The organism is Carboxylicivirga sp. (genome assembly GCF_982718395.1).
Genome location: NZ_CEXQWX010000002.1, coordinates 53,297 through 69,708 on the forward strand (window position 1 = coordinate 53,297; position 16,412 = coordinate 69,708).

General features: G+C 36.1%; 2 protein-coding genes. One reads left to right on the plus strand and one right to left on the minus strand.

Annotated features, from left to right (window positions below; all coding sequences use genetic code 11):
• Positions 1–90 precede the first annotated feature (90 nt).
• A complete protein-coding gene (locus tag AC4MRQ_RS00805; protein ID WP_491195727.1) occupies positions 91–15,756 on the plus strand; it encodes a DUF8693 domain-containing protein in 15,666 nt (5,221 codons plus the stop codon).
• A gap of 61 nt (positions 15,757–15,817) precedes the next feature.
• Here the strand turns inward: AC4MRQ_RS00805 and AC4MRQ_RS00810 are convergent, their stop codons facing one another.
• Positions 15,818–16,174 carry a response regulator gene (locus AC4MRQ_RS00810; RefSeq protein ID WP_491195728.1) on the minus strand — a complete coding sequence of 119 codons (357 nt, stop codon included), beginning with the start codon at positions 16,172–16,174 and terminating at the stop codon, positions 15,818–15,820.
• Between the last annotated feature and the right edge of the window lie 238 nt (positions 16,175–16,412).

Consider the following 16,412-nt stretch of genomic DNA (forward strand, 5'->3'; position numbering starts at 1 on the left):
ACAACAAAAATGGGGAAAGTAGAACTCTATTAAATTCAGATGTATTAAACTACAAGTTACGGGAGAGTAACTTGCTATATTATAAGATGTATGGTGCAATTAAGGTATTTATGTTCTCATAAGGGGATCGGGAGTGTTGTTTTATTGTTATTGTTATTTACATCAAGCGCTCTGGCTCAGTCAGATGGCGATTACCGTACGATAGTAACAGGAAGTGCCAATTGGAGTGATATTGCGTCTTGGGAGGTATATAATAGCGGATGGATCGCTGCCACCGAGTATCCAGGGCAATCAGCCGGTACAGGAGATGTGAGCATTGAGAATGGTGCGCAGGTAACTTTAGACATTTCACCAGGTAATGCAATTGGTAGCTTAACATTTGCAGATGGTACAACTTCTGCCACTGATATAACGATGGGAAGTAGTAGCTTAACTGTAACTGGTGCAATTACTTTTGGTAATCCGGATGCTGATGCAGGAGACCAAAACATTTACGTTAATTCCGGTACGCTTACCTGTGGATCAGTGGAGATGGTTAATACAGGAAGTAATAGTGAAGATACCAGGATAGACATAGAAGATGGAACATTAACAGTAAATGGAGATATTAACCAGGCAAATTCCAATCGTAACAATATTCGATTTGTAGGAGTAGCTACAGGTGAATTATACATTGATGGGGATTTTAACGGTAATGGATTTACCATGGGATCAAGTTCAACTGTTTATTATAATAATGCAGGGAATCAAATAGTAGGAAATGTCTCATACCGTAACTTGCAACTAACAGGAGGTTCAAAAACACTAAGAAATAGTGCTAATGTTTATGGTACACTAACACTAGGAACTATTTTGGATATTGAAAATAGGCGTTTATATTTGGGTAATGCGTCAACATTAATTCCGGAAACTTCATATAGTTCATCGGAAATGATAAATATTTCTAATAATGGCTATATACAAAAGGCCGGAAATACAGCTTCCGATTTTGAAATAACTTACCCGATAGGTATTGGGGGTGAATACACACCAATGATATTAACTTCCGTTAGTGGTAGTGATGTAAATGGTAACTTATATGTAAGACTATATGAAAGTCGTCACACCTTAACTGTAGGTTCAGATAATGCACTGACAAGATACTGGGACATTTCATCTTCAGGTTTGAATATAACATCATCTACAGGAAGTTTTAACTATTCGGATAATGATGTTTTAGTTCCTATAGTTGAAGGAAATCTTACAACGGTTGGTCATTTCGACGGTAGTATATGGCAAGAGAATGAACCGACTACAAGTTATAATCATAGCTCTAATCAAATTTCTTTTACAAATGTCTCACAGTTAGAAGGAGAATGGACATTAGGTGAATCAACAGGGTGTTTTGATGGTCTGCCTGCAGGAACATTTTCAGTACAAGCAGGCAACTGGAATAGTGCCTCCACGTGGAATACAGGAGTTGTGCCCGGTCAGGGAGGTAATGAAGATGTAACAGTATTTCATAATGTTGGAGATTTGAATATAGGATTTACAGTTAATAACCTTACCATTGAAGAAAATGGTACAGTTGATTTTGATAATGATGATGTTACAATCAATAACGATTTTACTATTAAAGGAAATGCCAATGATGACAATTCAGGAGGTTCCGTAGATGTTGGTGGAAATTTGATTGTAGAGTCTACGGGAGATTTTAATATTCAAAGATGTAACTTAACTGTCACAGGAACAACTACAGTAAATGGAACAATAAGTGACACAGATGGTAATGGTTCAAGTACATTTACAGGACTTTTTACAGTTGAATCTGGAGGAACATATACTTCAAATCGTGATGACTTTGATTTTGTGGGAGGTATTGAGAATAATGGATCATTTACCAATTCATCTTCGTTTACAGTAAATCAGGATTTAACCATTACCGGAACATCTGAAGTTCAGTTTACCAATGATATTTACATTGCAGATAATGTTACAGTAACTAATGAAAATAATGCCGGACTTTCAATAACCGATCAATTAGATGGTTTAGGAGCAAATGCCACATTTATAAATAAAGGATTAGTAAATTATAATGATGGAGATAGAGTACCAATGAATACAGGTATCTTAGATTGCTCCTCTTTTGCCAATACCTTTGATTACAATAGAAATGGACGTCAGTATATTAAGCCCGTTACATATTACAATTTAATTGCATCAAATAATAATGATAAAGAATTACAAACGGGAACAACAACGGTTTTAAATGATTTAACAACTTCAGGAACGGCGGATTTTGAATGTTTAGGTAGAGATTTAATTATCTCAGGAAGTGTTACGCACTCATCTACCGGAGTTTTTACGACAGGAAGTAATACTGTAGCTTATAATGGAACTGGAGCTCAGAATATATTAGATGTAGCCTATGCAGGTAACTTAATTATAGAAGGATCAGGAACTAAGAGCCTTCAAAATATGACCACGGTTGCAGGAGATGTTACAATTCAGGGAACAGCTACACTAAAATTAAACTCTCAGCAATTTACTTCTGCAGCAAATATTACTCTAAGCAGTGGAGCTGCATTGGAAGTTGACGAAAATGCAACATTACAAATAGCAGATGGTGCCACTATAACAAACAATGGTATATTTAAAGTTGTTGGTACATCAGGAAATCCTGCTACAGTTACTACTTCAGGAAGTGGTGGATATTTAATTAACCAAACAGATGCAGCAGCAGAATTCCACGCATTATATGGAGTATTTGATTATTCAGGAGGTATTACTATTACAGACGGAACGGTTGATAATACTAATAATTTTAGTAATACAACATTCTCTAATGGTACAGGAACAGAATATCTTAATGTAAGTGGTTTTGATCCAGTAGGAGGATTATCATCAGTTCAAGAGGTTGTCTTTGAAGCAGGACCAACCTATAATGTTACACGTACTTCTGGAGTTGCGACGGTTGATTTTGTGGAGAGCACAGGTATTTTATCCGGGGAGAACCACGATAATGATAATGCCAATCCGGGAACATTAATTGAATGGTCCGACCCATCTTCCATTTATTATTCTACAGGAGATGTTTCTGCATACGCAACTGCAAGTTGGGCTCATAATGAAGATGGAACAGGAGGTAATCCAACATTAGCCGACTTAACTGCCGGTTCATTAATATTAGTTGTACAGGATGGACATACAGTTACACTGGATAGTAATGGTGATATTGATGTGCGCAGATTAATCATAGGAGAAGGAACATCAGGTAGTTTCCTAATTGGTAGTGATGCAACGCAACAAACGTTGACTATCCAGGAATTAATTGAAGTCAAAAATGGAGCAACATTAATTCCGAACTCGGCTGGAGGACCTGCTCATGTTATAAAACTTTATGGTAACTTAAGTAATTACGGAACTATTAATCTTCGGCAGGATTTTACAACGGTTGCTAATGTGGAAATATACGGGACTATTGATTTTGTAGGTACTAATACTCCTGTTTTCAGTGATCTTATATTTAAATCAGGATCTTATGCCACAGCAAATATTCCTTTGGATATAAATTGGAATTTAACGTTAGAATCAGGTGCGACATTTAACGATGGGGGTAATACACATACGATAGAATATAATTGGGTCAATAATGGAGGTACATTCGCAGCAACTGGAGGATTTATCTTTGATGGAGGTACAGCATCAATAGTTTCCACAGGAACGCCAACTACTTTTAATGATGTTACGTTTAATAATGCAGGACTTAATACAATTAAAGAGTCTATAATTGTTAATGGAGATTTTGTAGCGAATAATAATACTCAGATATCAGTTGATAATGCTACAGTAACTGTTAATAGTAATTTTAATATAGAAGCTGGATCACAATATGTTCAGTTAAGTAATACAACCAACTTTAACGGAACTTCAGCTCAGGTAGTAAACCTAAATGGAACAACTTCATTTGATGATGTTAACTTCTCAAATGGAGGAGCAAATGCAAAAACAGTAACAGGTAATATAATTGCTTCAGGAAGAATAACCGTTAATAACGGAGCTACAGTTGATGGCACAGGAGATCATGAAATAACTGGCGGCTTAAGGGTAAATGGAACTTGCGATTTTTCCGGTTCAATTACAATGAATGGAGGATATCTGGATACGAATGATGCCTCCGTGTCCACATTTTCTTTGGGAACAGCAGAGTTGATAATAAAAGGAACAGTATATCTAACTCATTCATCTTTTGGAGAAACTATTACAATAACTTCAAACAATGATGTAACTGTAACAACAGGCGGTTCTTTAGTGATTAATGATGATGCGGTTTTCGTTGGACAGGTAGGAAATACTTTAACGGTTGAAAAAAATAGATATTTATATATTCGTGGAGCTGATAACTTTCCTAACGGTTTTGGAGCCTATGCGTTTGATGAGTCAGCATTGATTACTTACGATGGAGCAATGGATCAGGTAATTAGAGCAGGTACATATGGAAGATTAATTTTAAGATATGCTTATAATAAAACTGTAGATGGACCTGTAGTAATTACAGGATATTTATACTTAAGAAATGAATGTAATTTTGATTTACAAAATTACTCACATATTTTTTCAGGAGCATCTATCTATAACAGTGGGAATAATGGATCTATAGATGGCTCAAACGCAACTTTTACAATTGATGGAGGTAAATATAGTCAATACTTTGAGTCAACAGGAACTGGTAGATATGTATTTAAGGATTTAATAATTTCGCAAACTGGGGCAACGGGAAATAGAACCAAAAATTTTTATAGTGGGTGTAATATTAGCGTTACTAATGATCTTTCAATTGAAAATAGTGGTGGTACTGTAGCTATTCAAAATATTGTAAATTTGTATGATAATGAAATTGAAGGACCAGCTAATAATTTTTCCCTTGGTACCTATTGTAAATTATATACAAGTCACACTTCATTTGGCTCAGGGGTAATAGATAACTTTACTGGCACAAAAACTTTTGATGTCACAAGTACTGTTCGTTATAACCTTAATGGAGCCCAGGATATTGCTGATGGTATAACCTACGGAAACATAACATTTAATGGAGGAGATAAAACTGCAGAAGGAGCTTTGGATATTGATGGAGATATTTCAAGGATTAGCAATACTCCCGTATTTTATGATGGCGGTTATACCCATACTATCTCCGGAAACTGGATACTGAACAGCACTAACTATTATACTCAAACCTCGGCAACAGGTACAATTGTATTTGATGGGGTAGATCAGGATATTAATGGATACAATTTTAATAATATTACTATTGCTAATAGTGGTACAGCTAACTTGTTCAGAGACTTAAATATTTATGGGAACCTTACTGTAAATGATGGAAGTGCGTTTAATGCGTCATCATTGGATATGAATATTGGCGGTAACATATTAGTTAATGGAACTGGTGTTTATTCTCAAACAACAGGAATAACAAATATGAATGGTGACGTTGACCAAAGTATTACATTAACCAATACAAGTACCATTGGTGATTTAACAATAAATAAGACGAATCCTGCCGGTGAAACGGTATCTCTCTTATCTGATGTTCAAATATTGGATGATTTAACGGTTAACAGAGATGCTGGTGTATTAGATATTAGTAACCAGAATCTATATGTAGGTGATGATCTTACTATTTACGATTACACAGGTGTAACTAACTTCGTTTCTACAGGAAGTACGGTGACTTTTAATGGTTCGGCAGCTCAGCAAATTACAACATACCATGAGGACAACTTGGCTTTCAACAACCTTGTTTTTGAAGGTTCGGGAGATAAGACTTTTGATTATAATAATCCGCCGGATCCTGATTTGGCATCGCAAAATATTGATGTTAATGGGAATTTTACAATAGATGGGTCCACTGTTAATGGTAATAATGTATCTCTATATGTTCGTGGTGATTGGAGTAATAATGGAACCTTTACCCATTCACGAACAGTATATTTTGATGGTACTGCTCAGAATATAAGTTCATCAGAATTTTATCATGTAAACTTCCAGGGGTCAGACACAAAAGCTTTGACTGGAAATATTACAATTAGGTACGATTTATACATTGAAGGAACAGCAACTCTGGATGCAAATGGAAATGATATTACATTAGGAGATGATTGGAATAATAATGTTGTAGGTGCTTCATATGTCCATGGAAATGGTAAAGTGATATTTAATGGATCAAGTTTGGCTGAGGTTCATAGTGGAACAACAACAGGATCTTTAGCAGGAAAAAACTTTTATGATGTAGAAATTAATAAGAGTAATAGGGTTGACTTATATGGTGATTTAGTGGTTGAAAATGATCTGAGTATTTTATCAAATCAATTGAGAACCAATGCTTACGATGTTTATGTCGCAGGTAATTTCGATAATCAGGCAACCTATTACTGTAACAATAATTCAAGCCTGCTCACACTAAACGCAACTGGAGGGTCAAAAATATTTAATCCTAATGGAGCTACTATTAGGGGGTTAACTATTAATGCTTCAGGAGCTACCTATGAAATGCAAAGTGACTTTATCCTGGATAATGTTGATATGAGTATTTTGGCTGGTACACTAGATTTAAATAAGAATCAGTTACAATTATATGATAGTGGTAGAAAAATAGATATTGATGGAGGTACCTTAATCGTGGATTCTGCTTCAACAATATTATTTACCAATACCCAGAGCCTTAATCTAAACAGTGGTGAGCTATACTTAGTAGGTAAAGAAGGGATGACAGCTAACCTTGAAAACTCACATTCATCAAATGGTTTTACAGTTAATGCAATTGGTGGAACTTTATATGCCAACCATTATAGTATTCAAAAAGGAAATATTATGATTAGTGGTTCTGCCATTGATGCTTCAAATAACCTAAGTAATGGGACTTATAAGGAAGGTGATTCTGGAACTTCATACATAACTTTAAATGGATTGGATTTAGGAGGAGATATTACCCTAACTAATATGACTTTTAACTCGGGAGCTGACAATAATATTTCACGTACATCGGGTAATGGTGTGGTTACTGTACAAGATGCTTCAGGAGATTTAGCAGGAGAGATTTACGAAATAGATAATGGCGTTCCGGGTACTTTAATCGAGTGGACGTTCCCTGCAGGTTTTTATTGGGATGGTCAAGGAAGTGCTGCAAATACAGACTGGAATGAACCATTAAACTGGGATGGTAATACAGTGCCTGGAATTAATAATATTGTTTATTTGGATCATAGTATTTTAACCGATGCTTATAATATAAATATTTCAGGAACTGATGGTGCGTGTATGCGATTAAATATGGACGTTCAGGGAGGAAATGCAATTAGTGTTAATGTAGATAGCAATACGAAATTAGATGTTCAGGAAAATGTTAACATTGGTACTGGAGCTACACTATCTCAAACAGATAATACAGCTTTGATTTATGTAGGTAAAAATTGGTCTAATAACGGAACTTATACGCACGGTAATTCAAAAGTAGTATTTAATGGAGCATCGGGTAGTTATATAATTTCAAGTGGAGGTATAGGTGCTGGTAAAGCATTCTATGATTTAGAATTTGATGCAGGAACTTCACTATATACTATTGATACAGTGCTTGATATAGATAATGATTTAACCATTACCAGTGGAACATTTGATCAGGCTTCTTCAGATAATGATATAACTGTTGGAGGAGATTGGTACCTGGATCAGGCCAATGGTGGTTCTTTTGATGCAAGTAATGCCGACGTTACTTTCGATGGAACAACACAATCGATTACCAATGGCACATTCTATAATCTGATTATTGGTGGTACAAGTACAACAACTGTTAATTCAAATATTGCAATTGACAATTCAGTTACCCTTAATAATGGTTCTTCACTTAATGCTCAGGAAAATAACATGTATATTTCCCGTCATTGGCAAAATGATGGAGGAACATTTTCGCAGACAGGTTTAGGTACAGTTATTTTTAATGGTACTTCAACACAATATATTGATCAGGGAACGAACACTACAACCTTTAACAATATTACATTCTCAAATACGGGAGGTAAAATACTGGCTAACAATGTTAATGTTAATGGTGATGTACTAATTAGTGATGCTTCCGGAACAGTTAATGTAGTAACATATACACTTAATGGTATTGGAGCGGATAATACATTAACTAATAATGAAGATTTACAAATTGAAGGAGCAAGTAACTTCCCTACAGGATTTGAGACACATAGTTTTTCATCGGCAAGTCAAACTAACTATTATTCGGATATTGATCAGCAAATAGAAGCGACAACATACGGAAGCTTAAGTCTAAGGAGTTTAACAGATGGAATAACCTCAACAAAAACAGCTTTGGGTGATTTATTCATTACCAATGATCTGTACATGAACAGTACAACTCGTCATGCAATTCTAGATTTAGCTACTAATGATGCTAATGTCACTTTAAGTGATAATATTGATTTAAGGGGCAATAGTTCAATGACCTGGGGAACAGGTGATGCTATTCTGGAGCATATTGGTGGGCGTTGGTATATTGATGCAGACATAACAGGATTTAATCACTTAATATTAGCAGGTACTGATGATAAGTATACCCAAGGTGACTTGACTATTACAGGTGATTTAACAATTAAAAGTGGGGTAGATCTGTTTATGTATACTTCAAGTGGAAGAAATAATTACAAAAATATAACAGGTACAGCTTCAGGTACACTTTCAATGGAGACAGGTGCAACAATACGAAATTCAAGACCGGCAACAGATGGTGTAGCTATCCCGGAAGGGTTTGGAACATACGACTTTAATGAAAATAGTGGTTACTACTTATATAGTGACGGTATTGACCAGACTGTATATACAGGGTCAAATATTGCGTATGGAAACCTTACATTTTATACAGCATCATCCAAAACTGTAACAGGGGATGGTGTAGCTAATCTGGATGTGAATGGAGATTTCGATATTGAAGATGCTACCTATAATGATGGAGGCACAGATATTGAAGTGGCCGGAGCAAACATTTATTTAACGGATTATGTGGCTTCATCAAGTGACAGGACAATTATATTGGATGGTTTAAGAGATCAGCATATTAGAGATGATGTAAATAATCAGGTAATAGTTCAAAATATCACATTTACCGGTACAGGAATAAAGACGATTTGTGATGGAAATGATGTAGCAACTATTAATGGAGATCTTACAATTAATCCTGGAATTTCTGTAACCGCATATGAGAATATTACTTTTAATGGTGCAAACTGGACTAATAATGGTACTTATTCACAAACAGCTAATTCTTTAACTTTTAGTGGAACTTCAGATCAAACAATTGATCCCGGTGCACCGGATGCTTCAAATTATTTTCATACTGTTGTATTCTCAGGTGCTTCAACTAAAACCTTTGTAAATAATGGAGCAGATATCAACAATGATTTCACCATAAATGAAGGTACTGTTGATCTTGGAAGTCTAGATTATACAATACAGGATGAAATTACTAATACGTCAGGCGGTACTTTAATTAGTGCTAATGCAAATATTAATTTAGATGGAGGAGGTCAGACAGTAAATTCTCCAAATTTTGCAGTAAATAATATAACTTGTAGTGGCAGTAGTACTAAATATTTAAGTTCAGACTGGACAGTAGGAGGTGATTTGTTGATTGAATCAGGAGTTACTTTGGATGTAGGAAATGGTTCGAACTATGATATAACTATTGCAGGTAATTGGACAAACGAAGGAACATTTTATGATCGCAACGGAAAAGTAACATTTAATGGATCAATATCTCCAGTTACCATTACAAGTGGAGGAGATAATTTTTACGATGTAGACTTTACCCCGGGAGCATCTGTAAAATATAATCTTGTAAGTACGGCAACGCGATTCACAAACCAATTATACATTGGAACAAATGCAGAGTTGGATTTAAATAATCAAACGTTGTACTTAGGAAGAGATAATACCGGTGCGGTAACCCATACAATCGACGGAACGCTTACTATTGATGAAGGATCATATTTGTATGTGAATAATGATAATTCACAGACAACTTTAGATGTGTATGGAGCATTTAACGTTGTGGGTACCGATGCATCTAATATAGCTACTCTTACCAGCGAAACAACAAGTAATGTAAATAAAACACAGGTTAATATTCAGTCCGGTGCGACCATGGCAGCACGTTATTATATAATTGAATATATTGCCGATGAAGGAATTAACTTGATGCCGGGTTCTACGTTGGACGCAGTGAATAACTTCTCAGATGGCGCATTTGTTAATATGAGAGATCAGCAGGATGCCCGTTATCTTGTATTAGAGGCGGATTATACAGGAGGAAATATTACTAATGTAGTATTTAATTACGATGGAATACCAGCTGAAGGAAGGCACTACAACGTAGAGCGTAAGTTAGCTTCAACAGATATAACATTCGAGAATGTTTCAGGAGCATTGGGTAAATATAAATTTGAGGATGATGATCAGGCGGTGGCATATGATAATGGTTTATGTCGTTGGCCTCTAGTTACTGAAACATATTGGACAGGTGCAATTGATACAGATTGGCATAAAGATGGAAACTGGGATAATGGAGTTCCTACAGAATTAATGGATGCTATTATTCCTGATGTGGCTGTAGATCCAATTATATTTGGTGGAAATGCTATATGTAAGAGTCTGTCCATTACAGATGGAATATTAAGGCTGGAAAGTGATAATAACATCACAGTGTCTGAAAATGTGACTATTACAGATGGTTTGTTATTTGTAAATTCTTCTGGAAGTAATATATATGTAGGAGGAGATTGGACAGTTAGTACATTCGGTAACTTTACGCATGGGGACGCCACTGTAACCTTCAACTCGGGAAATGGTTATGTTACCATTACGCCAGGAACCTCAAACTTCAATAATGTTGTATTCGATAATGCAAGTACCACGTTTGGTTTATCTTCTGCAAGTCTGAATATCGAAGGAGACTTAACCATCGCAAATGGAACTTTATCTCCAACTACAAATAATCATATAATTAACCTGTATGGAGATTATTCCATCACAAACGGTAGTTTCGATCATAATGGAGCTTCTAATGGAACCATTGTATTAAAAGCGAGCGGTGACCAAACAGTTACGGCAGGTGCATTTGAAAATCTTCAGGTAGATGGTAGTGGAACCAAATATTTCACGGGAGTAATAACTGTAAACGGAAACACGGATATTTATTCGACATTAAGTGCTCAGGCGGGTTCAGGCATTACATTTACAGGTGATGTTAATATTGATGCAGCGGGTACTTTTGCTGATGGTGGTGAAAGTCATACTTTCACTGGAACTAATTGGTATGGATCAGGAACTTATTCTGGTTCAGGAACAATTGTCTTTAACAGAACCTCAGGGTACCAATATTTATATGCATCGACCTTTAATAATTTAGATATTAATTGTACTGCCCAAAGATTGTATTTGGAAGAAGATGTTACCATCAATGGTGATATGACCTTTAGAAATGGAATTAATCGTGTTGACCTTCAAACCAACACAATTACAAGTGATGGATCAGGTACATTCACTGTTGAAGATGCTGTTAATGTTTATGTATATGGAGCCGATAATTTCCCTAAATCATTTGCATCTTATAACTTGTCAGCAACCAGTATTACGAGGTATTACAGTTCATCTGATCAGAATATAGAAGGCGTTTCATATGGTCATCTATATTTTGATAATGCAAATACCAAAACATTAACAGGTGACACAGAAGTAAAAGGAAACCTGATATTCCTTGAGTCTACTTTAGATGTAAGTACAAGTAATTACACCTTAACAGTTGGTGGATATTGGGATAATGATGATGGTAGTGGAGGTAATTTTATTTGTCGTTCAGGAGAAGTAATATTTAATAATTCAATAGACCGATCTATTTACATTGGAGCAGCTAATGGCAATGATTTCTATGATTTAACTATTAACTCAGGTGCCATTGTTTATGCAAACAACAATGTAGTAAATGATTTTACCGTTCAAAACAATCTAAATGTAACAAGCGGACAATTTAGCGGAAATAGCAGAACCATCTATGTTGGTGGAGATTTAGTGGCAAATGCTTCCGGTAGCTTTGTACAATCAGGTTCGTATTATTTAAATAAGGCTTCGGGCTCTGCTAATATTGGTGCAAATGGATCAGAATTTTGGAATATTACAATTAATGGTGGTGCAACTTATACTGCGCAGGATGATATTACTTTAGATGGCAGCTTTACTTTGACTTCAGGAGTATTTGACGGAAATGGAAATACAATTAACCTTGGAAATGGAGGTTCTGATGTAGTAACTATTGATGGAACATATAAAGTTGGAGCAGGTGGAGTACTTGGTATTGGAAATGGTACCTCATTAACTGTAAGTTCAACAGGAAAAATTGAGGTTGTTGGAGATGGAACAGGGATAGCTAAAGTATCAAATAATGATTCAGGTGGTTCGTATTCGTTCACTGTAGAAGGAGAAATAGCGGCAGAGTATTATCTTTTCGAAAATATGTCGAGCGTTGGTATCTACTTAACCACCTCATCAACAATCGATGCAACATATCATTTTAGCAACGGTACCTTCTCCGGCTCGTCATCAAGCGGTCCACAATTAAGGATAGAAAATACGCAAAGTTTTACCGATGGAGGTGGAAACCGTATTGAAAATGTTTCGTTTCCAAATGATCCGGGAGGTACTGCCTCAAATGTTGCTAAGTACACAGCAGGTTCAGGAACCTTAGAATTCTATAACTCAACAGGTGTATTTGCCGGTGAGGGTAATGATAATGATCCGGGTGATCTTATTAATTGGACAGGGCCTGTTTCATTAACATGGAATGGATCAATTAGTACAGATTGGAATACAGCAGCTAACTGGACAGCTAGTTCAGGAGGTTCTATTGTACCAACAGCAGCCAATGATGTTGTGATTGCAAGTGCAGTGAATCAACCAATATTAACCATTGCGGGTCAACAAACAGGTAATTTAACTATTGAGGCTGGTGCCGAACTAAGAATAAATACTTCTGTTGGAGATCATGCAATAGATATGAATGTTGATGGAGATTTAACAATTGACGGAACTTTAAGAACGATTTCCGCTGAGGATTCAATTACAGTGGAAGGAAATTGGACTGTTGGTGGCGTTGCAACTGCTTTATTAAATGGAGACGTAACATTTGATGGAACAGGAAATGCAAAAACAATTGATAATGGAGGAGAGGAATTTTATTCTCTTACTATTTCAGGAACAACTCAATATCAACTAGCCAGTAATACTGATGTAAATACTAATTTGACCATTGAATCAGGGGCTACGTTAGACGTAGGATCTTCCAATTATTCATTATATGTAGAAGGTGATTGGACTAATTCAGGAACATTTGATGCGCAGCAAGGAACTGTTTATTTAACAGCAACTTCAGGTACGAAAACTATTCAGGCAGGTAGCTCTGATTTCTACAATTTAAATGTTAATGCTTCAGGAGTAATCTATAATCTAACAGGTGATATGACTGTATCTGAGCAGATGAATATTCTTGCAGGTACGGTGGATGTTCAAACCAATACGTTACAAATAGGTGATGGTTCAGGTACTGATGAGGTAGCTATTTCAGGTACACTACTAATAAATGCAGGAGCAACCTTGGATATGGCTGACGGAGCAGGCCTTAATGTGAACTCAGGAGGAGCTATTGAATTGCTTGGTACTGATGAATTGAACCGCGCTACATTAACAAGTAGTACCGCAGGTAGATATTCATTTGATGTTAACTCTGGAGCTTCTATTAAAGCAAGTTATTACAATGTGGATTACACAGATGCTGATGGGTTGTATATGCATTCAGGAGCAGATATTGATGAAACGTATGACTTATCTAATGGTATCTTCTCAAATGGAGATCCGGGATCGGGTAGTTATATGACGATACTTCATGATATGGCTGCAGCTCAGGACACATTACGTAACCTTGTATTCAACTCAGGGCCTACTTATAATGTAACAAGAACATCCGGAACAACTGTATTCCATTTTGAGGATGCAAGCGGAGATCTGGGTAACTACTTGTTCGAAAAAGATGATGAAGGAACACCTTCACCATCATCCGGCTTGTTGCGCTGGCCATTTGTGAGCCTTTACACTTGGGAAGGTGATGTTAGTAACGATTGGTTCGATGCCGGAAACTGGTACAATGATGTGATGCCTGATGCAGGTTCTACCGTTACTATTCCAGCAGATGGTACGGTAATTATTGACAATTCATCTACAGTTGAAATACATGGGTTTGATATAACATTGGGAGGAACATTAACAATTGAGCCTGGTGGACAATTGACCACGAATGGTGATGTTAATACTGCTGATGGGTTTATTATTCAAAATACCAATGTGAGCCCTGCATCATACATCAGTAATGGTTTGGTTAATGGTAATGTCACCGTCGAATGGACCTATGACAATCTTCGTTGGTGGTTTATTGGTCATGGTATATCAAATCCGCAAATGAGCAGTTACGAATCTATTCGAGCACCACAAGGAAGTGATTATGCTATGTATGATTATCTGAACAATGGAACGTATGACAAGCTATCCGATAAACCAGGTTCAGTTGATCTAGCTGTAGAGAATGAGCTGAAAGGCTACCTGTTCAAGGTGAAAGATTCAGGATCAAAAGTTGTTCATACTGGTACGATTAATACAGATGCTGTTTACAGTCGCCCATTGCAAGATGAATGGCAGATAATGGCAAATCCATATCCGGCGTATTACCAATTAGCAGAAGAACCTGGTCTTGGTGCCGATTTTGAAAATACAACGGGTTCTGTGTATGTAACGGAATCAACAAGAAACACTGATAAAGTATTTCACACTTTTAATACGCTAAGTGGTATTGGTTCACCAAATTCTTTTAATGGTATTTTGGCTCCATCGCAGGCCTTTTATGTAAAAACTGATGCTGGAAAAGCCGGAACAGATGTTTTCATGAGGGCTGATAAACGAATTCATGATGCAGCTAGATCATCACTGAAATCAACTAAAAATAGTGAATCAGATGTCTTACGAATTAATGTGAGTAACGAACATGAGTTAACGGATGAAGCTGTAATTGCACTGAGGGATAATGGCGATCTTGAGTACTCAAGAATGGATTCAGAGCAGCGATTCTATACCAATAATGTATCATATATCTACTCGATAATTGGTGAAAACAAGGCTGTGATTAACGTTTTACCTAAAAATGTTGATGGATTATCTCAAGCCGTTGGTTTACAAGCTAAGGATGGAAATCATAGTATTCAGATTACAGGAATTGAAAGCTTGTCAGATACATATGATATTGTGTTGGAAGATAAGGTTACTGGTAACATGGTTTCTATGGATAATCAGACAAGTTATGATTTTGCATGTGAAGCAGGTACATATGATGATCGTTTCGTGCTTCATTTTAATGAAGTACCTATTCCAACAAGTATAGATGATGATAAGTCGGCAGAAACTGTTCGTGTTTATGTAGCCGATAATAATACGCTCAAAGTATATTGTGATTGGACAATTCAGGAGAAAACAGTTTCTATTTATACCATTTCAGGTACGAAAGTTATGAATGAGGAATTTGAAGGAGAGCAGTTTGAATATGAGTTAAATGTCAAGCCAGGTATTTATGTTGTAAAAGTTGCTGGCAAAGATCATTCATACAAACAAAAAATCTTGGTGAGGTAAAAATCTTCAGAACTAAAATGAATAAAAAAGACGCCCGGCATAAGATGTCGGGCGTTTCTTATTAAATTGGTAAAACTTTAATAGCCTCTTTAAGCTCTTCAAGAATTATTGGCTTTTTAAGGAATGCTTTAGCGCCATAATATTCGCATGTATTAATTGTTTCATCATTAGAGTCGCCGGATATTATAACGACAGGTATATCCAACCACTCCTCATCCAAGTCTTCAAGAATAGAGAAACCATCTTTATTTGGCATATGCAAATCCAGTAATACCAAATCGGGTTGCTCAGCGATAATTTTCTTCCATCCTTCTATACCATCATGGGCTTCTGAAATTTCAATATCATAGTTTTTGAGCATGCTTTTAATGATCAGGCGACTATCGGCTGCATCATCAACTATTAAAACCTTTTTCATGCTGTTTATTGTTTGTGTATTCTTTGATTTTCTAGATGATATCTAATATAAATCTAAAATTTCAGTAATGTTTTGATGCTGCTGTGATATAGCTAATGTTAGTCTATAGAAATCCTTTATTAATGTACAAATACAAGCATTTAGTCAGGCTTCTGGCGATATTGATCAATATTTAAAAAGAGTAAGTAGTGGCATTAAGAAAATAGTCGTTTATCCATAAAAAATACCTATTAGTCAA

Excerpts from the sequence above, each read along its gene's own strand:
- AC4MRQ_RS00810 (WP_491195728.1), bottom strand. The coding sequence starts at position 16,174 with ATGAAAAAGGTTTTAATAGTTGATGATGCAGCCGATAGTCGCCTGATC.
- AC4MRQ_RS00805 (WP_491195727.1), top strand. The coding sequence starts at position 91 with ATGGTGCAATTAAGGTATTTATGTTCTCATAAGGGGATCGGGAGTGTT.